Origin of the sequence: Rhizobium sp. BK376, assembly GCF_004341625.1 — a bacterium.
Lineage (GTDB): Bacteria > Pseudomonadota > Alphaproteobacteria > Rhizobiales > Rhizobiaceae > Rhizobium.
Genome location: NZ_SLZG01000007.1, coordinates 1 through 23,364, shown reverse-complemented (window position 1 = coordinate 23,364; position 23,364 = coordinate 1). Strand labels below are relative to the sequence as shown.

At 57.3% G+C, this 23,364-nt stretch carries 27 protein-coding genes and 2 pseudogenes; 14 read left to right on the top strand and 15 right to left on the bottom strand.

Going from position 1 to position 23,364, the window contains the following annotated elements:
- Positions 1 to 20: 20 nt before the first annotated feature.
- Entirely contained in the window at positions 21 to 191 is a 171-nt protein-coding gene (locus tag EV561_RS37225; RefSeq protein ID WP_165927846.1) for a hypothetical protein, read from the top strand.
- Positions 192 to 306: 115 nt separating this feature from the next.
- Here the strand turns inward: EV561_RS37225 and EV561_RS18160 are convergent, their stop codons facing one another.
- Entirely contained in the window at positions 307 to 1,542 is a 1,236-nt protein-coding gene (locus EV561_RS18160) for a tetratricopeptide repeat-containing protein (RefSeq protein ID WP_207910558.1), read from the bottom strand.
- A 434-nt stretch (positions 1,543 to 1,976) separates the two neighbouring features.
- Here EV561_RS18160 and EV561_RS18155 point away from each other — a divergent pair, with 434 nt between their 5' ends.
- Positions 1,977 to 2,783, top strand: a complete 807-nt coding sequence (locus EV561_RS18155; RefSeq protein ID WP_132523715.1) for a hypothetical protein — start codon at positions 1,977 to 1,979, stop codon at positions 2,781 to 2,783.
- Between the two features lie 255 nt (positions 2,784 to 3,038).
- On the opposite strand, the gene EV561_RS18150 is transcribed toward EV561_RS18155, so the two are convergent.
- The 6 genes from EV561_RS18150 to EV561_RS18125 form a co-directional block, all read right to left on the bottom strand.
- The gene (locus EV561_RS18150) at positions 3,039 to 3,368 is read right to left on the bottom strand and encodes a flagellar basal body protein (protein WP_132523714.1); all 330 of its coding nucleotides are present in this window, start codon (positions 3,366 to 3,368) and stop codon (positions 3,039 to 3,041) included.
- Between the two features lie 242 nt (positions 3,369 to 3,610).
- Entirely contained in the window at positions 3,611 to 3,829 is a 219-nt protein-coding gene (locus EV561_RS18145; protein ID WP_132523713.1) for a hypothetical protein, read from the bottom strand.
- Positions 3,830 to 3,961: 132 nt separating this feature from the next.
- On the bottom strand, positions 3,962 to 6,190 hold the full coding sequence (locus EV561_RS18140; protein ID WP_132523712.1) for a DUF1217 domain-containing protein: 2,229 nt from the start codon (positions 6,188 to 6,190) through the stop codon (positions 3,962 to 3,964).
- Between the two features lie 268 nt (positions 6,191 to 6,458).
- The gene (locus tag EV561_RS18135; RefSeq protein ID WP_132523711.1) at positions 6,459 to 6,914 is read right to left on the bottom strand and encodes a hypothetical protein; all 456 of its coding nucleotides are present in this window, start codon (positions 6,912 to 6,914) and stop codon (positions 6,459 to 6,461) included.
- A gap of 117 nt (positions 6,915 to 7,031) precedes the next feature.
- Entirely contained in the window at positions 7,032 to 7,532 is a 501-nt protein-coding gene (locus EV561_RS18130; RefSeq protein ID WP_207910557.1) for a DNA N-6-adenine-methyltransferase, read from the bottom strand.
- A 214-nt stretch (positions 7,533 to 7,746) separates the two neighbouring features.
- Positions 7,747 to 9,087 (bottom strand): RecQ family ATP-dependent DNA helicase, encoded by a 1,341-nt coding sequence (locus EV561_RS18125; protein WP_245512720.1) that lies wholly within the window; start codon positions 9,085 to 9,087, stop codon positions 7,747 to 7,749.
- Between EV561_RS18125 and EV561_RS37915 the strand changes: the two genes are divergently transcribed.
- Positions 9,080 to 9,280, top strand: coding sequence for a hypothetical protein (locus EV561_RS37915; RefSeq protein WP_245512752.1), 201 nt, complete (start codon positions 9,080 to 9,082; stop codon positions 9,278 to 9,280). The genes EV561_RS18125 and EV561_RS37915 overlap by 8 nt on opposite strands.
- A gap of 15 nt (positions 9,281 to 9,295) precedes the next feature.
- Here the strand turns inward: EV561_RS37915 and EV561_RS37605 are convergent.
- A pseudogene (locus EV561_RS37605) lies at positions 9,296 to 9,529 on the bottom strand (hypothetical protein); the annotation flags it as partial.
- Here EV561_RS37605 and EV561_RS18120 point away from each other — a divergent pair.
- From EV561_RS18120 to EV561_RS18105, 4 genes are all read left to right on the top strand, one after another.
- Entirely contained in the window at positions 9,499 to 10,299 is an 801-nt protein-coding gene (locus EV561_RS18120) for a DUF429 domain-containing protein (RefSeq protein WP_132523710.1), read from the top strand. The pseudogene EV561_RS37605 and the gene EV561_RS18120 overlap by 31 nt on opposite strands.
- 174 nt (positions 10,300 to 10,473) lie before the next feature.
- The gene (locus EV561_RS18115; RefSeq protein ID WP_132523709.1) at positions 10,474 to 10,923 is read left to right on the top strand and encodes a hypothetical protein; all 450 of its coding nucleotides are present in this window, start codon (positions 10,474 to 10,476) and stop codon (positions 10,921 to 10,923) included.
- Between the two features lie 174 nt (positions 10,924 to 11,097).
- Positions 11,098 to 11,910: an HNH endonuclease gene (locus EV561_RS18110; RefSeq protein ID WP_245512719.1), complete on the top strand. Its 813-nt coding sequence runs from the start codon at positions 11,098 to 11,100 to the stop codon at positions 11,908 to 11,910.
- A gap of 186 nt (positions 11,911 to 12,096) precedes the next feature.
- On the top strand, positions 12,097 to 12,387 hold the full coding sequence (locus tag EV561_RS18105) for a hypothetical protein (RefSeq protein WP_132523707.1): 291 nt from the start codon (positions 12,097 to 12,099) through the stop codon (positions 12,385 to 12,387).
- Between the two features lie 204 nt (positions 12,388 to 12,591).
- Here EV561_RS18105 and dcm read toward each other — a convergent pair whose 3' ends face one another.
- A complete protein-coding gene (gene dcm / locus EV561_RS18100) occupies positions 12,592 to 14,274 on the bottom strand; it encodes a DNA (cytosine-5-)-methyltransferase (protein WP_245512718.1) in 1,683 nt (560 codons plus the stop codon).
- A 1,053-nt stretch (positions 14,275 to 15,327) separates the two neighbouring features.
- On the opposite strand from dcm, the gene EV561_RS18095 reads away from it, so the two are divergent.
- On the top strand, positions 15,328 to 15,711 hold the full coding sequence (locus tag EV561_RS18095) for a hypothetical protein (protein WP_132523705.1): 384 nt from the start codon (positions 15,328 to 15,330) through the stop codon (positions 15,709 to 15,711).
- A 16-nt stretch (positions 15,712 to 15,727) separates the two neighbouring features.
- Here EV561_RS18095 and EV561_RS37910 read toward each other — a convergent pair whose 3' ends face one another.
- The 3 genes from EV561_RS37910 to EV561_RS18080 form a co-directional block, all read right to left on the bottom strand.
- Positions 15,728 to 15,964: a hypothetical protein gene (locus EV561_RS37910; RefSeq protein WP_132523704.1), complete on the bottom strand. Its 237-nt coding sequence runs from the start codon at positions 15,962 to 15,964 to the stop codon at positions 15,728 to 15,730.
- A gap of 20 nt (positions 15,965 to 15,984) precedes the next feature.
- On the bottom strand, positions 15,985 to 16,353 hold the full coding sequence (locus tag EV561_RS18085) for a hypothetical protein (protein WP_132523703.1): 369 nt from the start codon (positions 16,351 to 16,353) through the stop codon (positions 15,985 to 15,987).
- Positions 16,354 to 16,836: 483 nt separating this feature from the next.
- Entirely contained in the window at positions 16,837 to 17,334 is a 498-nt protein-coding gene (locus tag EV561_RS18080) for a hypothetical protein (RefSeq protein WP_207910556.1), read from the bottom strand.
- 255 nt (positions 17,335 to 17,589) lie between these two features.
- Between EV561_RS18080 and EV561_RS18075 the strand changes: the two genes are divergently transcribed.
- The 3 genes from EV561_RS18075 to EV561_RS18065 all read left to right on the top strand — a co-directional run bounded on the left by EV561_RS18075 (position 17,590) and on the right by EV561_RS18065 (position 19,213).
- Positions 17,590 to 17,919 carry a hypothetical protein gene (locus EV561_RS18075; RefSeq protein ID WP_132523701.1) on the top strand — a complete coding sequence of 110 codons (330 nt, stop codon included), beginning with the start codon at positions 17,590 to 17,592 and terminating at the stop codon, positions 17,917 to 17,919.
- A 19-nt stretch (positions 17,920 to 17,938) separates the two neighbouring features.
- Positions 17,939 to 18,442, top strand: coding sequence for a hypothetical protein (locus EV561_RS18070; protein ID WP_132523700.1), 504 nt, complete (start codon positions 17,939 to 17,941; stop codon positions 18,440 to 18,442).
- A gap of 468 nt (positions 18,443 to 18,910) precedes the next feature.
- A complete protein-coding gene (locus tag EV561_RS18065; RefSeq protein ID WP_132523699.1) occupies positions 18,911 to 19,213 on the top strand; it encodes a PRC-barrel domain-containing protein in 303 nt (100 codons plus the stop codon).
- A gap of 67 nt (positions 19,214 to 19,280) precedes the next feature.
- On the opposite strand, the pseudogene xth reads toward EV561_RS18065, so the two are convergent.
- Positions 19,281 to 20,047 (bottom strand): annotated as a pseudogene (gene xth / locus EV561_RS18060) (exodeoxyribonuclease III).
- 292 nt (positions 20,048 to 20,339) lie between these two features.
- On the opposite strand from xth, the gene EV561_RS18055 reads away from it, so the two are divergent.
- The 3 genes from EV561_RS18055 (at position 20,340) to EV561_RS18045 (ending at position 22,314) form a co-directional block, all read left to right on the top strand.
- Positions 20,340 to 20,855: a hypothetical protein gene (locus tag EV561_RS18055; RefSeq protein WP_132523698.1), complete on the top strand. Its 516-nt coding sequence runs from the start codon at positions 20,340 to 20,342 to the stop codon at positions 20,853 to 20,855.
- A gap of 113 nt (positions 20,856 to 20,968) precedes the next feature.
- Complete coding sequence (locus EV561_RS18050) at positions 20,969 to 21,634, top strand: SOS response-associated peptidase family protein (RefSeq protein ID WP_132523697.1); 666 nt, start codon at positions 20,969 to 20,971, stop codon at positions 21,632 to 21,634.
- Between the two features lie 32 nt (positions 21,635 to 21,666).
- Positions 21,667 to 22,314, top strand: a complete 648-nt coding sequence (locus EV561_RS18045) for an SOS response-associated peptidase family protein (protein WP_132523696.1) — start codon at positions 21,667 to 21,669, stop codon at positions 22,312 to 22,314.
- A 379-nt stretch (positions 22,315 to 22,693) separates the two neighbouring features.
- Here the strand turns inward: EV561_RS18045 and EV561_RS37905 are convergent, their stop codons facing one another.
- Both EV561_RS37905 and EV561_RS37600 read right to left on the bottom strand, forming a co-directional pair.
- Positions 22,694 to 22,999: a hypothetical protein gene (locus tag EV561_RS37905; protein WP_245512717.1), complete on the bottom strand. Its 306-nt coding sequence runs from the start codon at positions 22,997 to 22,999 to the stop codon at positions 22,694 to 22,696.
- Positions 23,000 to 23,105: 106 nt separating this feature from the next.
- Positions 23,106 to 23,364, bottom strand: a 259-nt coding sequence (locus EV561_RS37600; protein ID WP_207910555.1) for a hypothetical protein, incomplete at its 5' end; no start/stop codon positions are given.

Sequence of the window (23,364 nt, the reverse complement as noted above, 5' to 3'; positions counted from 1 at the left end):
GTAGCTCTGATGGAATCGCGATGAACTTTAAAGCTCTGACAATCGCCGCGTTGCTTAGTTCGCTTATGTGGGCGGGGTCGTTCGACCTCGCCCGACACGCATATAGAGACGCGCAACGACTGGGCGTCGTGCCGAACCTGCACATCAAGGCAACCATACATGAAGCGCTCGACGATGACGACGACGTCTAAACGCGCATAGCGTCGGCATCAGGTGTCCTCGTTTCCTGCCATGTTCTTGGATATCAGCCACGCAAGCCAGATAGGCGACTCCGCTAGGAAGTTCGCGGACCGCGGCGTCTCTTTGTCAGGACGGGTCGGTCTGTTCGATGCGCTTGTAGAGCGCATCGACGAAGGCCTCGAAGAGAAGCTGCATGGGACGCTGCTTGTACGGGAAAATGGTGACGGGATCCATCGAGTGGATGATCATCGCGACGTCCGCTTCGAAGAGAAGCAAACGGCCATCCGGCAGTTCGGCGCAATCTATCGCAAAGTAGTCCAGACCGAGGCGCCGATACAGTGCGTCGAACGCATTGGCATGACGCCGTGCGAAATCGACGTCGAAACTCGCCATCCAAGAAGCCTCCTCGGCTCGGCGATCGGCGTGATCCGCCATACCCGCACTCAGATAGTGGACCATCCAGTGGTCCGAGACCGCCAGATGGCTTGCGAAGGCACGACCATCGATGAAAGTAATCCGCTGCTTGCGGAACTTGCCATCGGTTCCACTGTAGTCGACAAACGGCGCAACGAAGAACGTATCTTCCGGTCGATCATTCAGATAGACTTCGAGCTCGGAGGCGGTCGCGATCTTGGCCATACCGCCTCCGGCGTGGGTTCCAACGGGCCTCACCACAAATGGAAAACCCGCCATCATCCGAAGGCCACCGGTGTCGGCCGCGCTTGACGCCAGATCAATCAATGCTCCGCGCTCGACGCAAATGGTGATCGGCGCCAAGATCGAAGGCTCCGTGCTCAGGAGCTCGGCGACCTTGTCCCTGGCGAGATCGATGATCCGTCGCGGAGCATTGTTCATTATGGGTGTCTTCCAGTCGACAAGAAGACGCTCCAGATTTTCCAGGACTGGCATGTTCGCTTCGGATTCAGCGATCGCGACGAACGCAACGTCGTGGGGCGGGACATCGTCCAGCCTCTTCGTTCGGCTATCGACATAGTGAAGGAGGATCGTCGTGTTTGACCGCTCAAGAAGGAACTCCAGCGGGGTGTTGCTCATGAAGTCGCCCGCCGTGACCAATGCAAGAACACTGATCCCCGTCCCGTGACCGTTGTTTATCCTGAAAGTTCGGGATATCCCGAGGGCGGCGTTCTCGCTGGCCGACGCATCTTCAGGACGGCCAAGGGCATACAAGATGGTGGCAAGGTCGTGGAAGGCAGATGCGTCGGTCCCGTTCGCCGACACCCTTTCCAGCAGTTGATCCCAAAGGGGGCGGATGTCCCGTCCTTCGTATAGCGTCCTGACGATCGTCGCCTTGCCGATGAGCGCATCCTCGTCATCAGCTCCTGAAGCAATCCCGCTGTTCACACGATCGGCCCTTTTCAACCTGTCCCAAGACAATGTCCAATGCCCTTGCCGTAACCATTGGGAATGGCTGAGGGATCGACTCAAAGTTCGGGCTCGTCACATTTGGCGCGAAATTGGATCTCGTTTTTTGCTGAGACCTTACGGAGACCTTACTTCTTCGTAAGGTCGCTCCCCTCCATGAACTCTCGTCGCGGCTAGCCGTTCCAGAAGCGTCGCCCAGTTTTGCGAAGCCGCAACACGTCGGACCGGCATGGTCGGTGTCGCCGACGCAACCGCCTACTTTCTAAATTGCCGATGCGGGAGTCGGATCAGGAAAACGCCAACCAAATCGCGATGTATCGCAGCGCCTGGCAAGGCCGAAGCGTCGATCCTAGGACGCAACATCACTGCTATCGAAACGAGCAAGGAGCCCTCGGGTTCCGGAAGGATATCCCATGAATTTTGCAGAACAGATTGCGCCGGATTCCAACGTGAGACAGCGGGATACCCAGAAGGTGGCGAGGGTGACTTTGGCCTTCTGGATCATGAAGATACTGGCGACCACGCTTGGGGAGACGGCTGGCGATTTCGTGTCCATGACATTGAACCTCGGCTATTACGTCGGCTTTGCGATCACCTTCACAGTGCTGATCGTCGTTCTTTTCTTTCAAATTTCCTTCCGCCACCTGCGTCCCGCCATTTTCTGGCTTGGCATAGTCTCGACCACGACGGCTGGAACAGAGGTGTCGGATTTGATGGACCGTTCCTTTGGCCTTGGCTACCTCTGGGGCTCCGTTATCTTGGCTCTCGGTCTCGCCGCAACGTTCGCAATCTGGTATCGGCGGGATCCCAAGCTGGATGTGGATGCGATTGCATCAAGAGATATTGAAATCCTCTTTTGGATCGCGGTGATCTTTTCCAACAGTCTGGGAACGGCGTTTGGCGATTTTCTTTCCGACAACCTGGGACTGGGATACGTCTCAGGCGCGCTCGTGACTGCAGCCGTCATCGGGATCGTTGTCGCGCTCCACTACACAACCCGGATCAATCACGTGATCCTTTTCTGGGTCGCCTTTATATTCACTCGGCCGTTCGGCGCGACTTTCGGTGACTTTCTTACGAAGCCCGTGAAAGATGGAGCGCTGAACCTGCCACGCGGAGAGGCTTCCCTCATCAATGTCGGTCTGCTGTTCACGGTTCTGGTCGTCGCGGGCCTTCTGCACAGGTACCGGAATCCCTCCGATGACCGACGTATCCTCTGAAGGGAACCCAGCTCACGGATCGGAATCTCGCCTTCGTGAGTTGCCAATTGTCAGGTAATCCGTCGCTACGGTGGTAGCAGTCTTCGGTAAAAAGCGACGTCGGCGGCTCCGGACGCAGGCGGAATTCGTCCAACGTCGCATCGAGAAGCCAACGGCCGCAGTTGTGCTCGACGGTGAAAAATGATGGGCTTTATGCCGCCGCTAGCGGCTACGTTAGGTGATCGGCGATGATGTTGTCGCTCGATCGGGGCGAGGTCAGTCGCGCTTCATCGACGCCAGCGCCTGCCACATGTCCGCACCTGTCTCGAAGGCGTCCGCATTAAGTTGGAAAGCGGCTCGGCTTTCGACTTCGGTGACGGCCTCCTGCAACGGATCCACATTGGAGGTGGCCGGATCGGCGGCGGTAGCCGAGGCGGTCGACACTTTTGTCGCGACGCCACCTGGCATCAGCGCAGAGGAGCTAGCTGTTGAACGACGATAGCCGGGCGTGTCGATATTCGCCATGTTATTTGCGGAGGTTGAAAGACGGACCGACTGCGCGGTTATGCCTTGGACAGAAATCGCCATAGCACCCGAAATATTCATTGTCCTTCAATTCCTTTTGCATCCGACGGAATGCCTGAACTTTAAGAGGTTTGTAGCCGACAAGTCTTACGTCGTGGGTAAATCAATTCCTAAAATGCGAGTCATTGAAGGATCAAGACCCGGAAAATCGAGCAATCACGGCAGATCCTCCCGTCGTCGTTGATCGGCTTGGTGGCAAACGCCTGACGTCCTCTTTCCGGAAGCAAACTGGCGATCTCGGCAATACGCGAGGCGGAAGCGAATTAAGGCAGCAGCCCAAGTGTCCGATAGTGCGAGATCACATCCTCGCGCGTTTCGATCTCGTTTCTGAGATGAGCAATTTCGGCTTCATCGACCGTTGCTTTTTCATATGCGAGGAATCTTGCATCAAGTAGCTCCTCGATTTCCTCACGCAACCATTCGGCATGCTGACTGGCACACGCATGGAAGGTATTGATTTCGGGACGAGGAGGGCGATTCATTTAATGTTCCATCAGGTGGGAGAGTTGCCTTGTCGGTTCGATGGCGTGGCTCGGTGTTCACCTTTCCGGATTTGGACTAAGGCACGTAGCGTGCCGATCAATGATCACCAGGTTCTCTAGGGTGAGCTGCTGCTATCGATGGCGTGAGAGCTGCGCGATCGACAGAAGAGTGTTGGAGCTAACGCCAGCACCGCTTGAAGATCCGCCCTGCAGGATGCTGAGGGCCGACGTGGCGGTCGAGGTGGCGCTGCTGGAATTGTTCTTCAAATCATACATGGCCGAGAAACGCTTCAGCAGCGCATCGAGCTTGGCCGGGTTATGCAAGTCCTTGACGTCTACGAATTTGCCCAACGCGGCTGCTTGCGTATCGGTGTTCTGCGATGACATGGCGGACGGCAGGTTGAAGGTCGTGGTTATGACCTGGTACAGCGCGGCGTCTCCCATGATGTCGTACATGGAGTTGATGTTGGGCGCCTTCCGCTGGAAATAGAGCGCCAGGCGGATCCCGTCATCGCTTTTCCCGTCCTGCGTCTCAAGCGTCTGATGCAGATAGAGATTGTCGGTTTCGATCCGATTGCCCTCGTCCTGTGAGGTGCTCATCTTGGCGTTGGTCAGGTTACCCTTGGTGTCAAAGTTGAAGGCGTCGACAATATCCTTGAACTGCGCGCCTGCCGGAGTGTTGATGAAGCTGCTTGTATTCGTCGGGTCCGACGCGAAGGCCTTCTTCAACGTGTCGGTCGTCACCTTCTTCGGATCGATATGGTTGGCCGTCAACACGAAGTCGACAAGCTTGCTGTCCTTCAGGAAATCGGAAACCGTGCCGATCTTGTTTATGTTGTCGGCAAAGTAGGTCGCGTCAGTCTTTGCGGTGGCTTCCGCCTTCTTTAGAGCCGGGCCCTTCAGGTCGATGATCGCCTGCCCATCGTACTGCAAGATGTAGGTGTTGATCGTATTTTGCGAAATCGGCTGGACTGGCTGCTGGGCGTCGCCCTTGCTGTTGAAGTCGAATGCCTTGGCGAGGTCGGTATATTTGCTGTTTTTCAGCGAGCTGACATAGCTCTTGGGGTCGTAGGGGTCGCTCTCGACGATCTTCGTGAACTGCTGCTTTGAGACCTGCGATGGATCGAGGCCATAAGCCTGCAAAGCCATCTGATAGAGCTCCGGATCGTCGTCGTTCAAGACGGCCTTGTCGGCCTTGTTGCTGACAAGAAAGTCGCTGATGGTCTTGTCGCTCGCGATCCGCTTCGTATAGTTCTGCACCGCGTTCGTCATATCCGTCTGATGGACGTTGTCGTAGTTTGCGGCATACGACGTCGTGGTGGCTGTCGTCTGGGCGCTGGACTGGACGCTCTCGCCGGCGGGCACGGTGCCGTCTTGCTTGAAATTGAACTCCTTAAGAACACCCGTCGCGCCGATCACGGCCGCGAATGATCCGGGATCGTTGGGATCGCTTGCGATGACTTGCGAGAACGCGTAGGCGCTCATCTTGGGATCAAGGCCAAAGGCGGCTTTCACATAGTCGAAGAGCCGGGCGTTGCTTGTCAGTTGGTCCGCCGAAGTGACCGAACCGATCGTGTTCTTGTAATAGGTGGTGTTGTAGGTCGCGGCCGTTGCCGTGGAGAACGATGGTACGGCGTAGTTGTACTGGCTTTCGACCGCCGTCTTCTGATCTGCGGTCTGCGCGGTTTTACCTTTGAGCGTGCCGTCGGCGTTGAAGCTGAACTCCGCGGCCATTTGCTTGTAGGAGTCTGATCCGCTCGTATTCACCGCGCTGTTCGGATCACTGGGGTCGCTTGTCAGGATCGACCGGAGATAGCTATCGGAGGCGTAGGTCGGATCGATGCCGTATGCCTTGAGGGCGTAGTCCTTCAGCTCGGGGTCGGCGAGAAACTGGTCGACGTTGGTGACCTTGTCGATATGAGCGTCGTAGTAGGTGGTGGCGCTGGCCGCGGCGTCCTCTTCGGTCGTAAACGACTGCTTGTAAAGGTTCGTGAGCGTCGTTGCCTGAGCCGTCGTCTGGATCTGGGGCTTGGTGCTGACACCGAAGTTGAAGGCGGCCGCGAATTCCTTGTAGCGCGGGTCGGTCAGCTTGTTGGCGAAGCTGTGCGGATCGCTCAGGTCGCTGGTTAGCACCTTTTTCATCATGGCCTTGGCGTAGGTCATGTCGCTCAAGCCATAAGCTGTCATGGCATAGCTAAAGAGCTTGTAGTTCTTTAGAAATTCGTCGACGGTTTTGACGCTGCCGATGTTTGCGTCAAAATATTGCTGGGCGCGTTTGACATCCTGCTGCGAGGCGACGTTCTTCAAGGTCGTCGCCGTGTCTTTAGTGGCGTTTGTATAGCCAAGATAGGTGGAAACCATCGCCCTGTCCTTCGGTGCTCTTCCAAAACCCGGATGCCGAATCTGTGGGCGATTGTTCCCGTTGAATCTTAGCTGTGACTTAGACGTATCGTTCGGAGCCTTTGGATTTGTCTCCGTGCGTCGACGGGTAGACCGTCGGTGATGCCGCGGACATTATTCGGACGCTTCGCATTGTCACTCGGAACCGTATCGGACTCTTTCTCCTCGAAATCGAGGATGTTTGTGGACCGATTACAAGCGCGGCGAGGGGGTATGGAGGATCTTGCCGCTACCATGCGGCGCCGTCGTCGGAAAGCGCGCGGAGGAAGAAATAGAGATCTCTGGCCGCTTCCATCTTCCCCGATTCCCTCAGAGTCGGGGGCAACTTGATACCGGACAAAATTGGCCTTGCCAGATTAACCCAGGGTAGCAGTGTAGCCGCGGAGACCCAATACCTCACTTCTCGAAGGGAGGGCCTCCCGTCGAGTTTGCTGCAAAAGGGAGCAGTTTTCACCCCTGCAGCGAAGCTCACGAGTAGCCTTCGGAATCGGTTCGCCATTTTTTCTACCAGAACTTGATCAGATTCATGTAGATCTTTGAACCAATGCGGCATTTCATTTTCGAATGCGGCCTGGAAGTCCTCGATCACTTCACGATACGACAATCTAAAATCAGGTTCGTGGCGGGCGCTGCAGTCCTCGGGCAGCAACGGAATCTCGGCATACATTTCTTTGTAGAATGACATCTTCGTTCTCATGGGACGATGAATAAAGTGTCATTCTGGATTTCCGTCGGCGCAAGTGGCCCTCCACACCTTGTCCTATCGGTCTCGCTGACCCCAACCACCGCCAGTGGAGCGTGTTCAATCGTGGGTGAAGATAACCGCGACGATTCCGAAAGGGGGCGAGCTATTGAATTTCGCGGCTTCGTTGCCCGGCACGCCGAAGTTAATCCTGCGAGCAAAGAATTCGGTGCGGAGAGGCCCCTTTCCATCCCGGAAGGGCTCGATGTGATCCTGCCACCACCGCTGCTCCGTACGGTTCGCGGGCAGAAGCATGACCACGGTCGCACCCAGACGGTGTTCGCACCAGGCCTTCTCAACCCAGGCGCCGATGTTGCTGTACGGTGGATTGCACCAGACGGAGTTGGGCGCCCACGGCTGAGCGAGCCCGTCCGTGTCGATGTCGTAGAAGTGCTCACACTTCGCATTTACGGAGTTGGCGGCCGCATCAAGGGTGAAATGGAATCGTGCATCCATAGCGTCAAAAAGCCATTGCGGCGTTATGCGCTCGTCGACTGTATCCTTTGCCCCCCGTCTGGCAGTTTGTTGAGGATGGTTCTCTATCTTGAAGCCGAGCATCATGCGCCGGCTCCAATGTCGAATGCGACAGGGCTGGCTGAAGCAGGGAGTGGAGCAAACGGTTCTTCGTATAATTGCATCGTCGGTCTCGTGGTGGGATCGATAAAGTGTCACCCTGGATTTTCGCCGGCGCAACCGAACCCTATCCGCAACTGGTCTCCAGCCTGCGAGGGAGGCTAGGTGCACGCGAAAGCGCGTCCGTTCGAAGTCCCGACTGCTAGCCACCTGCCTGTTTCGCGAACACCGATGCCACGTGTTGTTGCAAATTCTCAAGTCGTCGATCGACGGCTGCGCAAGCGTCACAGCAGTATCGAAACCGCTTCGGTGTGACCTCCTTGCTGAACACCCAATTCAATATCTTCATTCCGAGGCTAAGGCGGGGCTTCACCTTCGGACCTTCAAAATATTCGACAATGCCTCGGCGAAAACAGCTTCTCGACGCCAATAGATTAGTCAGATCCTCGATCTGCGAGTATCGCTGCTTCAGCATCGCTCGGGCTGTGACTTCGTCCAAACCGGAACCGTTGGCGGTCTTCTCGGCCATAAAACGGAGAAGACCGACATCCCGTCCTGGGCCACGCCCTCCCTCGGTGAACGTCACTGCGACGGACTGCTTGCCGTCGCGGCCAGCGCGTCCGAATTCCTGCAGATAATCCTCGACGGAGGCTGGCTGCTGCCAGTGAATGACGAGCCGCACATCCGGCACGTCCAGTCCCATGCCAAACGCGTTGGTGCATATGATGTGGTTTACCACCGGGCGACTCTCACCCTGGAAACGCTTGAGGAGCTCCTGACGCTCCCATTCGCTACCCAGCTTGGAATGATAGAACGGGACGTCGAGCCCGTTGTTCTTGAGGTCGGTCTGCAGTTCCTGGCCGATGCGTGCGGTCGGCACGAATACCATGACCTTTCGTCCGGCGAGCACCGGGAGCCGCAACAGCGACGCGATTTCGTGATGCCGCGCTGAAGATGCCGCCTGCCATCGGACCATAGCTATGTTCGGCCGATCAACACCTCGAACGAAGACTTCTGCATCTTCGATCCCAAGCGATGCTAGGATACGCTGCTGCATCGCCTGACCTGCGGTAGCGGTGAAAGCAAGGATCGGCGGAGAGCCGAGCTTCTCCCGGACCTCCGCAAGGCGACCATACTCCGGTCTGAAATCTCGGCCCCAAGCATCGACGCAGTGGGCTTCGTCCACGACAAGGAATTCGGGCTTGCTTTCGGCCAGCGCCTTCCTCTCCCTTCGGCTCTTCACGAAGAAGCGCTCGGGCGCGAGATACAGGAACTTTACCGCATTCACACCGACCATGTCGTAGCGGATTTCCTTCTCCTCAGCACTGAGACCGCTATTGACGAAGGTCGCCGGGATCTTCTTGCGAAGAAGCCCGGAGACCTGATCCGCCATGAGAGTCTTCAGTGGACTTACCACCATTGTGCAGCCACGTCGAAGCAGGGCAGGGATCTGGAAACACAGTGACTTTCCGGATCCAGGTCGGGCTGACGACGAGCACGGATTTCCCGGCAAGTGCTGCCAGGACGATCGGAAGTTGCCCACTCCTGAAATGGGAGACGCCGAACAAGCGCAGGACGGGTCCGAAGTTTATTCCGGCCTCGAGACCCTGCGCATCCCGATCCAGCCAGCGAGCCAGGCGCATCGCCCAACGCTCTATCGCGCGCCTTGCGAGTCCTCCTGCCAGGTTGGGATGGTGGGCGGCGTGGCAGCCGTCACACAGCGCCACCAGGTTTGAGAGTTCGTCGGATCCGCCCATCGATCTCGGAAGAAGGTGATGAATGTCGGCGTCGCGCGACTTCAGTTTCGTCGAGCAGGATACGCATTTGAAGCCGTCACGCTCCAACACGAGTCGGCGGGTATCTTCCCAATCTACCAATGAACACCACTCAGCCCGTTGCCTCAGCTCGGGATTGTGAAACAAAGTGCCTGCGAAAGTGTAACCAGGAAAATTGCATGAGATCAGTTCTCGGAATTGACGCCGCATGGACCGAACGGGAACCCAGCGGCGTTGCGCTGGTAGCTGACGACGGCTCCGGCTGGCGCTTGATGCACGTCTCGGCTTCGTATGCGGCCTTCCTGCGGCCTCCGCTCGCCGTGGAACCGGTCCTGCGACACAGGGGTTCGATCCCCGACGCGACCGCCATCATCAATGCGGCGAATTGTATGGTCGGTTCGCCGATCGATATCGTGGCCGTCGATATGCCCTTGGCGATGACACCGATCATCGGTCGCAGGACGTCCGACAATCTCATCTCGATAGCGTACGGTGCCAGACACGCGGGAACGCACACGCCAAGTGAGACCCGCCCGGGCAAGCTCAGCGACGAACTCCGGATCGGTTTCCACACCATCGGCTACCCGCTGGCGAGATCGCATCCCCGCGGACAGGCTCTGATCGAGGTTTACCCGCACCCTGCGCTCATCGAACTCGCATCGGCCGAGCGAAGGTTGGCATACAAGGTCTCCAAGATCGGAAAATACTGGCCGGAAGTCACGCCTGGCGTCCGGCGGGAGAACCTGCTCGATGTGTGGCGCCAGATCGTATTGCTGCTTGAAACCCGGATCCAAGGCGTTGTGCAAGCGTTACCTCTCCCGCCTGTCACCGGACGGGGATATCAGCTGAAGGCGTTCGAGGATTGTCTCGATGCCGTCGTTTGTGCCTGGGTGGGAGCTTGTGTTCTGGATGGGCAGGCGAGGCCATTTGGGGACGATACGTCAGCAATCTGGGTGCCAGGAGTTCAGGAGCCGAGGTGAGGACCTAGCTGTGATCGGCATAGGCTCGGGTTCATATAGCGGCGCATCGGGAACCGATAGCACCATCGAGGATGACCGCCACGGACTTCGCGCCGCGATCCAGTAGCAAATCGAGGAGTTCGAAAAGCTGCTAGAGTTGCTAGGAGAGCAAGTTCGGTAACCCGCGGCGATTCGATGGCAATTCTCTTCAAGACTCCAATCAGCGAAAATTCAGCATTCAAGTTCATCGAAGAAGCGCTGTCGGGCGCCCACCAGTATGACGGCTATCTCAACATCGCCAGCGACGCGGGAGAGAAGGCGCTGTCCTGGGGACCAGCAATGCACGCCGAGGAGTTCAAGGCCGAAATAAGTGAGATATTGAGGCAGACTTGGGATGCGGCCCGCTTCTGGGCCGTCTACGAGCGTCGCGACGATCGGAGAGATCCGGAGACCACCGACATCCGAAATGCGGCCTTTCGACTGACACGCGGTTACGCCGGGGTGATTGTCGTCACGCTCAGCCTTCTTGGAAAGCGCGATAATGCCAACGACCTGGAGCTCGTCTTCGTTTGCTTCGAACAGGATTTTCACAGACGGAATTTTCGGGTGCGCTACGAAGGAAAGGCGATCTCCGACGACAGCTGAGATCGCGCGGAAGCATGTTGATCATCCACGCGGACCGCTTTAGGTTCCACTTAAAGGCGAGGGCAGGGGTTTCTCTTGAAAGGCATTTTCGATACCAAGCGGGACTCTGGTTACAAGGATGATGTCGCGTTCAGGTACCATTTTCCGAAGCAGTATCGCCGGACTGCAGAGACATTGGTCGGCGACTGGATCGTCTATCGCGAGCCACAGCGAAACGGTGGTCGCAGGGCTTATGTGGCGACCGCGAAGGTCGTGGCGATCGAAGATGATCCTAAAGAGCCCGGGCACGCGTATGCCGTCATGGCCGAGTATCAGGAGTTCGATGAACCCGTACCCTTCTTCCGTGATGGGCGCTACTGGGAGACGTCCCTGCTGTCGGTAGCAGATCCGACGCGCGTTGGGGCGTTCCTCCAGGGCAAATCAATTCGTGTCATTCCCGAGACCGATTTCGCGGCCATCGCACGAGCGGGGCTTTCCGAGACGCTCGCGCCCGATAACGCCATCCGTCTGGAACTTGATCCGAAGCATGTCGACGGCCCCACTCAGGAGCTTCTCCATCTCCCGCTCATCGAGCAGGAGCGCCGTATCGAGCAGATTCTAATGAACCGGAAGATCCGGGAAGCCAGCTTTCGACGCAAGGTCTGTGACGCCTACGACAGTCGCTGCGCGATTACAGGGCTTCGTATAGTGAATGGCGGGGGTAAGTCCGAAGCCCAGGCCGCCCACATATGGTCGGTAGCAGATGGCGGTCCGGACGTCGCCCAAAATGGTATCGCACTATCGGCCACCGTGCATTGGCTCTTCGACAGGCATCTGATTTCGCTGACCGATGACTACCGGATCCTTGTGTCGCACAACAAGGTGCCGTCGGAGTTGCGAACGCTGTTTGCGAAGCAGATGGATCGCATTCATTTGCCTGAGGATGCCCGGATGTGGCCGCATCCAGCTTATGTGGCGCGCCATCGCGAGCGGTTCAGTTCGTTGTGACGGGCGTCGTTTTTGCGGCGGGCTCAGCATTTCCGTCAGGCATATGCTTGCACTTCCGTCCGGATTGTCGGAAGACGCGCTCGTTGGTCTAACTTGAGATCAGAAGCGATTTTGTTAGTATGGCACCTGAGTTCTATTCCGTTGCCAGCCCCGACCGCCGCGGGGCTTCTCCTTTGGGATGGCAGTATGAATGACGAGCAGAAGATTGCCGTAACCGAGGTGCGTGAACTGATGTCGCTTCTTAACAAGGCGATCAGACGGGCGACAGTCCTCGGTCTGCGCGTGAACGCCACAGTTGAAGAAACATATGCGCCGAGTGTCTCGCTCCTCACACCGCAGTTTGATCTTTCGATGAGTTCCGATACTCCACCGACACTTGGCGAAGCCCTCGCAAAGGCCGGATTCAAGCCATATCACCGGAGTCGCGTTTTGCTCCGCGAACGGCGTAGTCGGGAGCTATTGAAGCGTCGCGATTAGCGATCTCGTCTCCACATGCGATGCGCGTTCAGGACCCGTGCAGGGGGCAGACCCCTCGGTTTGCGACGGAGACGATTGGTGCCTCGTCAAAATGCCTCTTCCGCGGTTCGGCAACGTCGATTGATCGCAGGGAACGCCAAGCGATCAGGACTTTCCCATGGCCGCCTGCCATAAAGAGAGCGTGCGATCGCCTCGGGGGCTGAGCTACGACATCAACTCGCGTGAGGTGCCGAGCATTTCGGCCTTTTTGCCCAATGGGATTTCATCCGGCACGAGCGGGGGCGCCGGAATCCCAACACGAGTCTTCGCGGGCCAAAGCATGGCCTCCCAGTCCCATATCACGTCTTTCATTGCCGAGAACAACGCCAGGCCGACCGCCTGAGCCAATCGACGGGGGACTGCGTTGCCTATCTGGGTTGCTGTCGCCTCCTTGCCGCCGCAGAATTCCCAGTTGTCGGGAAAATCTTGCAAGCGAGCGCACATCCTTGCGGTGAGAGCAGGGCGGAACCCCTTCAGCGTCCCCTGCGTGGACGTTGGGGCCTCGTCTCGGAGACTAGCGATGTCGACGCCTTTTCCAGCCCATCTTGCTGTTTCGTTCGGTCTGCGCTTGCCCCGGCTTGTCACCATTGCGGACGCGAGCACTCCTCGTGCTATGATATTGCCTTTTGGATCGAAGACCGGTTGCTCGCGCCGCTCGCGCGCCCATTCATATGCGCCTTCCCATCCGTTTGCGGCCATCAGGTCGACGAGCGCGTCTCCGAGGTTGGATCTGCGCTCCGGGAAGGTCGGTGGCATGCGGAATGCGCCCGCAAGCTCCCTTCGGACGCCGATAATCAGCACACGCCCCCGCTCCTGGGCTACGCCGTAGTGTTCTGCTCTTATCCGATAGATGTCGGCCGCGTATCCAGCCTTTCTGAAGCCACGAAGGATGGCGGCTATGTGGTCGGCGTGCCGCTCATGAAGCAAACCTTCGACGTTCTCAAACACGAAGGCCCGCGGCTTGACTTCACTCACGACCCGAACGCACTCCGGGAGAAGATCTCTCGGATCGTCCTTTCCCCGTCCAAAACCATCGGCGGAATATGGCTGGCAGGGCGGTCCGCCCGCGAGGAGATCGATACCTGTCTTGCGGTATGGTCGGAAGTCGATTTTCCTGATGTCTTCCTCTAGTACGTTCCAGTCTGCTCTGTTCTTCCTCAGCGTCGCAGCCGCCTTTTTGTCCCACTCAATCAGGGCGACATGTTCGAAACCGGCGCTTTCCAGCCCGAGGGCCATTCCACCCGCCCCACCACAAATTTCGAGAACCTTTAGGCGATGGTGCTGTGGCGGAACCTGACGCACTTTGACCCTGTCGTCCTTGTACTCGCCGAGCGCCTTCCCGCTCAGGTGAAACAACGGCAGAAAACCCGGGTGGCGCTGGCGCACGAGCTTTCGGCCCACGTTTTCATCGATGAGCGTACCCTGTTTCAGACGGACAAGTGTACGGTGAGCCGTTGCCAGGGCATGGCGCGATGACCCAGCCTTTATCTTCGTGGGGTCGGGATGCTCTTGGCCGAACAGGGATTCAAATTCTTTCAGCAAGCGCCCGGCTTTCACGCGGATGTCGCTCGACGCAAGTCGTTCGGTCTTGTGTTCGTCCACGATGCCGTCAAGGAACGATTGCAGATCGCTCTTGAAGTGCTCTCCGGCCTCGCCACCTCTTTTTCGCGCCGCGGCGGTGACAAGCTTGGCATTCCGCTTTGCCAGAACTTGGAAGGGCGTAAGCTGTGCGTCCCTCAGCCGCTTCCGGATTGCCGAAATCTCCCTGACGTCGATCCTGGCGCCGATCACCATGCGCTCAAGAACCTCGTTACGGGTATCTTCGTCCGCAGCGACGAGCGCCTTCATCACCGGGAATGACACGCGGGCATCATGCAGAAGAGCCTCGTAGCCTTTCAGCGTTTCCCCGAACGCAACGTAGGTGGCAAGTTCGGAAGAGGGCACATTGCAAGTGACGCGAAGGAATTCCCGCGTTTCGTCCTCGGTCGCGATTTCGGTGAGCTTCTCCACTTCGGCGGCGATCTGGAGAATGCGCTTAGTCATTTGGGATTGAAGCGCCAGTATCCGCTTCTTTGCTGCAGCCAGTGCTTTCGCCTTCGAGTTCATTCCGCCCACGCAAACCATAAGTGTAGTCTGGTGTCCCATATCGGATCAGGCTTTAAAGGCGAGGATGTGGTTTCGTTAGAATGCTAGCTATCTGCGAATTCGTTTCGAGAAAGGTGCGGGCGCACCGCATCATTGAGCAACGCCACCCGTCCTTCCCGCTATTCACCGAGACGAGGGCCTTCGTGGAAACTGCGCTGGCGAGCGAGGCGCTCAAAGCGCTCGCGACAGATATGCGATGACTTCGTCGGCGCGCTGGCTGAGGTGCTGGCCGACGCCGCCGATCGTCCGCACAACGACGGCGATGCGTACCTTGCCGCCGCGCTGCTCGCTCGACCTGGAGCTTTGCCTTCACCCGGGCGCACGCTCTGCTGAGCGAAACAGGCGATGTCGAGGCGGCGAAGCTTAGGTTCCCGGCCCTGATTGACCGCGGGACCATCGGCGCTCGCTGGTACATCCTACGTCTGAATAAGGCGATGTAGAGGATGATACAACTAGCTGAAAAGAGACCGGCGAGGTCCGCACTCGGCATCCATCCGGCGTGCGGAAAAAGAAACCAAAAGGATGCGCTTTCGAGTTGTGCTGTTCAATTAAGATGTCCGCGCTGAGGCAATTGTTTTTCGCGCGCGTCAGCCGAAAAACTTGTTCTTCATTCTCGGCGTCGGAGAATACCTCGCTTCGCTCAGGTAACGCATGCCTACTGGCACTTGCCTTTACCTCGAAGGTCTACCAAATTGAAACCTCAACTCCGAGGCGAGCTGCGCAGATAAGATATCGCCCCAATGCAGCAGGCAATGCATGAGCCTTCCATACGATCCTCAAAACAAGTCCATGGCTGTCTACGCTTTGGCGGTGTCAGGGTTCGCAATGTGGGTGGTGGGCACCATCGCCAACGGCATCGCGGGCCTGAGCATCGAGAACAAGCAAGCTGAATGCGCCAATAGCTGGACTTCAACCACCTTGATCTGGTTGGCGGTCGGTTTTGTTTCACTGGCGACCCATATGGGCATCGGCTACCTGTACTTCAGGTCGAACGGCGAGGGTCCGTATGGTCCACTCCCAAAGCCCCGGAGCAGAAAGAAGCCTGAGCGCAAGCGCCTTGTGCCGTACGTCAGCAACCTGTCTATGTTCGCAGTGGTGATCTTCCCCGCGATGTTCATCCTTATGCACTTCAACTGCTGATCGAAGGCAGGGGTGTCTACCGCTCAAAGCTCGGCACCCAGCCCCGCGTCAAGCCCTTGCTCATTGCCGCCTGTGTGAGGGCGAGCTGATATCTCAAGTGCTGGGTATCTTCGAGGAGTGCCTTGATGGCGGCCACGTGGTCCCCATCGTGGTACGCTAGCACGGTGCTTGCCAACTCGGAGGCGGAGAGTTCTGGCTCTGCGCTACCAGTGGTGGCCTGTTCAATCGCTGGGGTGTTTGAGCTGGTGGTCATCGGTTTGTTTTTTCCTCTGATCACCACATGATCCCGACTGCTTCCATGGCAGCCACGGCGCTGCGCAAGGTGGCGTCCATGTCTTCGCCTACGGGAACCCAAACGGCATCAAAGGCTCCGTCTTCTTCTTCGGTAGGGCCATGTGCCCATACACAACATGCTTCTCCCTGAAGACGATCAATGGCGATATCCAGGCTGCCTATAGGGTCTCCATAGCGAGCAAATAGCGGCGCTGAATGGAACTCTATGTCAAACCTGCCCGCCACCTCTCGGAGCAACTTCATGTGCAGCTCGTTGGGCTCGGCTTCATGCACTGGCGTCCAGTAGGGATACAGGCCGTTGTCTTCTTCTTCAGGCGCATCCGTGTTGGTGATTTCTTCCTGTGCCATGGTGATGAAACTCCTTGTGCCTCGCCACGTTTGTTCTCATTATGTTCTCATTTAGCGAGGAGTCAATGATCACCAGCCATAGAGCCATCCCCGTCGTTGGCACGACGGAATATCTCTGGAAGGATGATCATTGGGAGGCCGCCTTCGTCAGTTGCCATCGGCTCAAAAGCGATCTCAGACCGCCGACAATGAGGACATGCTGGGAAACAGCATTGCGGTTGAAGATCAGCGTCGCCTCCCGGCTCAAATCCTTGAGATCGAGTTCCCCCCACGCATCGGGTCGATATGGGATCGCATCGGATGACCAGATCTTCAATCTCGCTCGACCTGAACCAGTAGATTGCATTCAGCGCGCCAACGGGAACAGTTGTCTTCCACAATCCTCCGTCCTGCACAATTCCGGCTCCGCCCCGAACCAGATTTTGGGACTCGATCAACCAACCCGCCGCCGAGCGCTTGTCGTGGAAGCCTGGGCCATACGGTTTAAGCATTGCCTGAACGACAGACTCGTCCGGCCGGTCGTCGCTCTTCCACGGGGCTGTCGGTGTTGCTTACATAGATCATCTCCCGCTCGGGAGCATCCAGGCTGGGAATCCAATACTGTATCCACAGGGCTTCCAGGGAGTGGCGGCAGTTCAACGTCCGGACGAATGGGCGGCTATTCCAGTAACCCCACGGAACAGCGAGTTTCCACGGCCCGAGGTAAACGTCGACTGGATGGTTCGACTGGATCAGCGCGCTGCGCTGTCGGTTCAGATCGAAATTCTCATACGACGTGCTGCGCTTTGCGTCGTCGCAAGGAAGATTATAGACATCTTCTCTTGTCTCCGGTGTGCTGGGTTCGGAGTGATCGTGCATCGAAAGCACGCCCCAGGCACTGACACCTGCCACCAACAGAGCAGTAACCCAGCCAACGGCGATGACGGCCAGCGCGGTGACCGTCAAGAGCCGTTGCAAGAACTGAAAAAGCCATCGGAACATTGCCGATCATTGCGCCGCTCGCACGTGCATTTCAAGGAAGCAGAATGCCGCTGATCGCGCGATGGTTGTCGATTTCTAAATTTCCTGGCGATCAATCTGCCACGGACTGAAGTCCACCTATGGCGCCAGGAATGTCCGCATCTGGCTCCTCTTCGGATCTTTGCCGGCTCTAGCGAATACACGAAAATTCTCCTTATCCGCGAATCAATCGGCCTGTAAGATCATCCGATATCGACCGTTTTTTCACGCTGGATTTTGATCATGATTGTTTTCAGAATCGATTGCTCGAATGCGTTCTATGCTGTTGCTCTCCTCGCCGCCGTTGTTTCCTCCGCAGCCAACGCTGCCGTAAACGATAACAAGTGCGTCAAGACGATCAACGTTTTGGAAAACATGTTCGATGCCGAGAAACTGCAGTTCAAGAATGATCACTGCGCGCTGCTGAAGGCGGCGGCGGCAAACCGCGGGGCAATGATACATGAGATCAATGCCGATCCGGAGGAATGCGGGCTCGATCCGAAAGTCGTGGCGGCAATTTTTACTCAATATCAGCAGTTCGGTCAGCAGGCGACCGCTTGTAGGTAATCTCCCCGAGGCATGGTTCTTGAATTATCTTTTAAGGGATAGCAAACCCGAGCGATGGTTTCGGCTGGCTCTTTCGGCGGCCATCCTGATCGTCGGAATGACTTCGTTGGTGCGTGGTTATGAGCTGGCGTTCAGCAAAGACGATGACGGGTTTTATCGACCCGACGGATACACGACCAACGGGACATATATCTCAGTCGCCGTACTCGCTTGGTTTGCCTGCTTTCTGGGGCGGCGTCTCAGATTGCTCTCGTGGGTAATGATTTGTGCTCTCGCGTGGTGGGCCAACACCACAACCTGGTATTATCTTCATGACCTCTACTACGCCATGGGACAGGACGGCTGTCTTACATGCGATGACCATATGACCGAGCTTCACCTGTATACCACCGGTTTCGCGCTGCTTTGCCTGGTCTGGGCCGTGGTCTTCAAGCGGCACGTTGTCGATCGATTGGCGGAAATATCGGTCTTCGTAATCGCCTGGATTATCCTGACGATGTTGGTGGGTGCCAACGATGGCTAGCGGGAAAGCGATCCCGCAAGAGGTTCCATGGCGTTGGGTTCGGGACTGACTCTCAGGGCTACCGAACCCGACTTGACGTCTTTGGACTGCTCGTTAATGTCACCATCAGGAGTTCGAAAATGGATGCGAAAGCTAACGTTGCAAAGAAGCCGACGCTTGCGGAAGCGCTCCAGAAGTCTGGCTTCATCCCATATAGCGGCAGCCGCGTGATAGTTGAACAAGGCCGGAAGCGAGAGCCGTTGAAACTGGCGGCTTGAAACGAAGTTCCGAGGAAGAGGTGACTCTCGATTGCTCTCACACCTCGGCGGGTTGTTCAAGAACGCCGCGCGGCTGTGAGCTCTCTCAGGATCCTTCATGTGCGTCGCCTGGCAATCGAGCATTGTCCGCTTCCATTGCCGGATCCGGACGACGGCCGGAACAATTGTTCCCCCGGATGGTTGATCCAGTCCAAACCATGGGAGCACGAAAATGGATCACACCAATCACGTTCGACTTACCCCTGCCGAGCTTACCCCTGCTATTCTTGAAGGCGCAACGGTGTACGGCGCTGACGACGACAAGGTAGGGAAGGTGGACCACGTTCATGGCGCCGGCGGAGCTGGCGTTGGCAGCATTGTTATCGACGTTGGCGGCTTCCTCGGAATTGGTGCAAAGCCAGTTGCCGTCCCGATCAGCGATCTCGATTTCATGCGAGATGAAGACGGCGACGTCCACGCCGTAACCAACTGGACGAAAGATCAATTGAAGGAAATGCCAGAACATCGCGATTGATCTTCGATGGCCCGGTACAACCGCCGGGCTTTCTCTTGAGGTGCAAGCCGCTGCTGCGGCGGTCAATTTATGCGTGGTTGAGTTCGATGATGACGGGAGCGTGGTCGCTGGTATGCTCCCAGCTGCGGACATCCCTGCAGACCGTGGTCGATACGAGCCACTCGGCGACAATAGGAAATGGTCGATGCGCAGTCCGGCGTCTCGGGCGAACGCGTTCCGGAAATATTTCCAGAATGTATAGACGCGCTCATCCGGATGCAGGTGGCGGATCGCGTCCGTCCATCCCTGGGCAACAAGGGCAGCATACGCCTCGCGGACTTCGGGACGGAACAGGGCGTCGTCTCGCCACCGTTCTGGTGCATACACGTCGAGATCGCTCGGCATCACGTTGAAATCGCCGACCAGCATTGCGGGCACGTCGAGGTCCAGAAGTTCACGCGCGTAGTGCTGCAGGCGCACGAACCAACGAAGTTTGTAATTGAATTTCGGGCCGGGCGCGGGGTTACCGTTTGGAAGATAAAGGCAGCCAATCAGGAGACCGTTCACCGCAGCCTCGATGTAACGACTGTGCGTGTCATCAGGGTCGCCCGGAAGGCCCCGTCGGGTGAGGAGGGGTTCTGCGTCTCTTGCAAGTATAGCTACCCCGTTCCAGCTCTTCTGGCCGTGCCAGATCGCGCCGTAGCCAGCCTGCTCGATAGCCTTTCGGGGAAATTTGTCGTCCGGCGTCTTCAATTCCTGCAGGCACACGACATCCGGACGATCTTCGGCAAGCCAGCGCAGCAGCACGTCAAGCCTGCCGTTCATGCCATTCACGTTATAGGTCGCGATCTTCAATGTGCCCCCTCTGGTGAGAGCGGGTGGACGGGTAAGAAGCTCGACTGCCGTTTCGTTGGCCATCGGAGGAAAACGGAAAAACTCCGATGTTCTTCTGCACCGTCGCGTCCGTTTGGCACAGCCCGCGCTCGCCAGCTAAACACTAAAAAACGCCGAACGTTCCATTGCCTGGCATCGATTGATCTGGTTTTGGGGCGCCTGTCCTCGACCATCATCCCTGCAGGGCCACCCAATTCGTTGACATCAACAAAAATTAGAACATAATAAGAACGTACATCCCGGGAGCAGCGTCATGGCTCAATACAGTCACCGCGACAATCTATTCCAATGCAAGGCTCCGTTGTTCGATGAGGATCACGAGCCCGGTGTGCTTGCCCGAGAGCGTGGTATTTATCGATGCAAGGTATGTGGCGAGGAGATTGTTGCAAACGAGCGGAATCCGCTGCCTCCTGGCGACGACCACATGCATGAGAATGGCGAGCCGATCGTTTGGCAACTTCTCGTTTTCGCTCAGGGTTTCGATAGAGAGGATCGCTCGTATTTGGACGATGATCCGGAGGCCTGGATCGATGAGTCAGAGGGTATCGTCGAAGAGGTGGATCGGCATCAAGCCTGCAAGTGGGCCATTTCCAAGGAATTCTCCGCGATGTTCAAAGCTGGCGTCGATAAGGGCTGGAGCGAGGCGGAGGTCCTTGCTGCAATCACGGATTCGGCCGATATCGCCACGCTCGGCCACGGGCACGCCTCGGAGGTCGAAACGCTGCTCAACAACATTGCCCGGAAGGCGGCTGAAAACTCGAAGGGCTAGTTTCAAGCCTGATTTTGAGGTTGCTTCGGGACACGACACCAGACCACAGCGGTCGATAGAATTTGATCTTGGCGATGTACTCGGGGATATCGCTGAAATCCGGACAGGCACCGATGTCACGGCTATTCGCAGTCACGCGAACTATCGATGAGATTGTCTCCCACTTCGGTGTCGACGTCCCCGCGTCGGTCGAGGTGCCGACAGAAACTGTCGAAGGGACATACGGGCTGGTCGTCATCGAGAAGGACGGGCTCCGCACGCTCAAGTGGATACCGTGGGGCTTCCCGAGACACACCAGGGAGATGCGGGCGGAAGGGGAGCCGCCCGGACGTATCGGGTTGGTTGCCGATCTCACGAATCCGTTGTGGTCCGGAACTGTGGTCGATCCCAAATATCGTTGCCTTATCCCGATCACCCATTTTGCGAATCCGGAAGGGCCCAGGGGAGAGAAGAAGCGTACATGGTTCTCGTTGCGGAGGGAGCCGCTTGCCGCGTGGGCGGGCTTCTGCCGAAACACTCAAGAGTTCGGCCCCGTCTTCGCGGGGATGACGACGACTGCCCCGGAGATCGTCCGCCCCCTGAACGACCGCATGCCGGTCCTCCTGCGAAAAGCGGAATGGGATCTGTGGCTCCATGGCGGGATCGAGGACGTCATCGCATTCCAGTTCCGCGAACCGATTGCGTCCGAAGAGCTGGACGTGCTTCATACGCGCGACCTGTGGAGGAGCGGGATGCCGCCGCGTCCGCAGCCGAGACGACAGACTTCTTTGCCACTATAGCGGCCTCGTTCACTCGAACAAAAGGGACCAGCATGTGTAATCTCTACACCGTTCGCAAAAGCGCGGCTGAAGTAGCCGCTCACTTTGGCGTCCTTAATCCGATTTTGTCGAATGCGCCGGACGAGGTCTATCCCGGAGGACCGGGGCTGGTCGTCGTCGAGCAGGAAGGCGCGCCGTTCATGAGGTCGATGACGTGGGGTTTTCCACTGCGCCTCAAGGGCATGAAGCCGGAAGCCAAGCCCAAGCCCGTGAACAACGTTGCCGATCTTACCAAAGGCATGTGGATTGGTCTCGCCCGGAAGCCGCAGTGGAGATGCCTTATCCCGGTCACGCACTTCGCGGAACCGGAGGGAGCGAAAGGCGCGAAGACACGGACCTGGTTCAGTCTTCGGGACGAGCCGATATTCGCCTGGGCGGGCCTTTGGCGGGTCAGCGACGAGTGGGGTCCGGTCTATTCCGGCGTGATGACGGACGCGAACGAAGCGATCGCTCCGGTGCACGACAGGATGCCCGTTCTCCTGCACCGGAACGAATACCAGCGTTGGCTGAACGGCAGCTTCGACGAGGCTCTCGCGTTTCAGCGGCGTGTCTTCCCGCCCGATCGGCTTGATATGGACCGGACGAGCGAGTTGTGGGTCAAGAGAAAGACGCCTGGAGCCGAAGAAACTTTACTCCTCTAGGTGGGAGCGGCTGTCCACTGTAGAGAGGGAGCCGCACCATGTATTATTGGAATGGGAGACGCCACACCAGGGAAGGTGTGTCAGGAACCCCGTTGCGCGGTTCAGATCCTACCCCAGACAAGTCCTACCAGATCACTTTGGACAACTCGGAAATAATGGCGTTCCCATAGGCCTCATCTTTGACGGCGAATTCCGCTTCGCCGGAGATCAGATTGAAATTGAAATAGACTTCAGACTGGTCCTGGCCCAGAAAGAGTTTGGTCGTATACCAATCTCCCGGCGCGCCGCCGTAACCGCCGCCGGGAGAGCGTATGGTCGGCGGTCCAAGAAATACTGCATCGAACAGTAGGGTCTCCTGTTTCTCATCTGAAAGGCGCGCTTAACTTGCAACCAAGGCTCTTTTCAACTCTTCAAGAAATCGGACCGGGTGTGAACCTGGCACATGGCGGAACAGGCCATGGGACTCATTTTGCAGTTCGATCACAAATTTTGTTTCGTCGTCGCCTTTGCCATATGAAGCCATCAAGGCGAGGACGTTGGGATCCGAACCAGCGGCCAACTGAACCACACGGAGAGCAAGGGCGTTGGACGTGCTATCACCGCGAGGGGTAAGATTCTGTGCACAAGCTTCGCCGGAAAGCGCGGCGCCCAGCAACATGATTAACGCGGAGCGTCGACTAATCATTCTGTTCTCCGAAAAAAATGCCTGTTGTGCTTCCGCAAGGGCGTGTCTGTCGCTGCCAAGAGGCTAGGCCCACGCCGCAAAAGAATGTGCTTCTGAGGCGGGCTGTTCAGTTTAGATGCCTGCGCTGCGGCATTTGTTCTTCATGTTGCGTCAACCGGAAAACTTGTTCTTCATACTCGGCATCGGAAAGTATCTCGAGCTTCTTTAGATACTGGAGACGCATCATCTCCTTCTGAGGATCCGCATCGAGGTTAGCGGAACCGTATAGTTGATCGTGTCCATTGGAGTGGTGTAGCTGACGGCTGATTGCCGTGCTTTCCGACGTCGGGTCGGAGGGGATGTCAGCGTGCCACAGCGGGCAGACT

Coding starts and splice junctions, on each gene's coding strand:
- EV561_RS18130 (WP_207910557.1), bottom strand. CDS start 7,532: ATGATGCTCGGCTTCAAGATAGAGAACCATCCTCAACAAACTGCCAGA.
- EV561_RS18105 (WP_132523707.1), top strand. CDS start 12,097: ATGAATGACGAGCAGAAGATTGCCGTAACCGAGGTGCGTGAACTGATG.
- EV561_RS18115 (WP_132523709.1), top strand. CDS start 10,474: ATGGCAATTCTCTTCAAGACTCCAATCAGCGAAAATTCAGCATTCAAG.
- EV561_RS37910 (WP_132523704.1), bottom strand. CDS start 15,964: ATGACCACCAGCTCAAACACCCCAGCGATTGAACAGGCCACCACTGGT.
- EV561_RS18150 (WP_132523714.1), bottom strand. CDS start 3,368: ATGAATATTTCGGGTGCTATGGCGATTTCTGTCCAAGGCATAACCGCG.
- EV561_RS18080 (WP_207910556.1), bottom strand. CDS start 17,334: ATGTTCCGATGGCTTTTTCAGTTCTTGCAACGGCTCTTGACGGTCACC.
- EV561_RS18135 (WP_132523711.1), bottom strand. CDS start 6,914: ATGTCATTCTACAAAGAAATGTATGCCGAGATTCCGTTGCTGCCCGAG.
- EV561_RS18155 (WP_132523715.1), top strand. CDS start 1,977: ATGAATTTTGCAGAACAGATTGCGCCGGATTCCAACGTGAGACAGCGG.
- EV561_RS18045 (WP_132523696.1), top strand. CDS start 21,667: ATGTGTAATCTCTACACCGTTCGCAAAAGCGCGGCTGAAGTAGCCGCT.
- EV561_RS18095 (WP_132523705.1), top strand. CDS start 15,328: ATGAGCCTTCCATACGATCCTCAAAACAAGTCCATGGCTGTCTACGCT.
- EV561_RS18050 (WP_132523697.1), top strand. CDS start 20,969: ATGTCACGGCTATTCGCAGTCACGCGAACTATCGATGAGATTGTCTCC.
- EV561_RS18145 (WP_132523713.1), bottom strand. CDS start 3,829: ATGAATCGCCCTCCTCGTCCCGAAATCAATACCTTCCATGCGTGTGCC.
- EV561_RS18140 (WP_132523712.1), bottom strand. CDS start 6,190: ATGGTTTCCACCTATCTTGGCTATACAAACGCCACTAAAGACACGGCG.
- EV561_RS37905 (WP_245512717.1), bottom strand. CDS start 22,999: ATGATTAGTCGACGCTCCGCGTTAATCATGTTGCTGGGCGCCGCGCTT.
- EV561_RS18085 (WP_132523703.1), bottom strand. CDS start 16,353: ATGGCACAGGAAGAAATCACCAACACGGATGCGCCTGAAGAAGAAGAC.
- dcm (WP_245512718.1), bottom strand. CDS start 14,274: ATGAAGGCGCTCGTCGCTGCGGACGAAGATACCCGTAACGAGGTTCTT.
- EV561_RS18065 (WP_132523699.1), top strand. CDS start 18,911: ATGGATCACACCAATCACGTTCGACTTACCCCTGCCGAGCTTACCCCT.
- EV561_RS37225 (WP_165927846.1), top strand. CDS start 21: ATGAACTTTAAAGCTCTGACAATCGCCGCGTTGCTTAGTTCGCTTATG.
- EV561_RS18055 (WP_132523698.1), top strand. CDS start 20,340: ATGGCTCAATACAGTCACCGCGACAATCTATTCCAATGCAAGGCTCCG.
- EV561_RS18120 (WP_132523710.1), top strand. CDS start 9,499: ATGAGATCAGTTCTCGGAATTGACGCCGCATGGACCGAACGGGAACCC.